The 732-nt window shown below is 39.2% G+C and carries 1 protein-coding gene; it reads left to right on the forward strand.

Features of this window, described 5'->3' with window-relative positions; translation table 11 throughout:
* Positions 1–46 precede the first annotated feature (46 nt).
* Entirely contained in the window at positions 47–634 is a 588-nt protein-coding gene (locus EXA13_RS16635; protein WP_238134099.1) for a hypothetical protein, read from the forward strand.
* Positions 635–732 lie beyond the last annotated feature (98 nt).

The raw sequence follows: 732 nt of genomic DNA on the forward strand, positions 1-732 counted from the left end.
CGGGCGTTAACTGTCTTAAGTTTCCACTATCGAAAGGAGTTTTAAGGTGGATGTTAATAGTTACATAACACCTGTAGCAGGGCTAATTGGGGTTATGGTTAGTATTGTTACATTTCTTGTTACTTTTCAAAAATTAAAAGACATCAAAGGTGAAAAAGCTAAGGAATTGCATAGCCGATACGCTGCGATTAAAGCGCTTGCAAATGATATAGACGCTAATTATCCAGAAATATTGATATTGTTAAGTGGGTTAACACGAGCTGAATTAACACCTAGCGAGGTTCAGTGGTTTATTAAGGAGCCAGGTGCTTTTTTGAAACTCGAACAATATGGAAAGATCTGCGGCAGATATTGCGAAATCAACTTGGAAAAAGGGGAGTTTTCTTTAACCGATCGAGTTTCGACATTTAATAAACAAGCAATTGAAAAACTTAAAATTTTTGGTGTTGGTCTAGGTCTGATGGCGTTTCTATCAGCTATGTGGGGGCTAATTATTTATAATGTAAATACGGCTTCGGTAGTATACATAGCGTTAGGGGCGTGGTTTATATACTTCTTACTTATCCTTTGGGGAGTTAATCTTTTGTGGGGTACTATCAACAAGGCTCGGAAGCTCCAAGGAAAGCCGATATAAAGACAGTTAACAAAGCATTTAAGAGTGATTCGCAACGCTTGGCAGTTTCGCTTCGCTCAAGTATAGCCAAGCGCCGCTCACACCTTAATGCGGCGTTA

Origin of the sequence: Vibrio cincinnatiensis (assembly GCF_022113815.1) — a bacterium.
In the GTDB taxonomy this organism is placed as follows: Bacteria; Pseudomonadota; Gammaproteobacteria; order Enterobacterales; family Vibrionaceae; genus Vibrio; species Vibrio cincinnatiensis_A.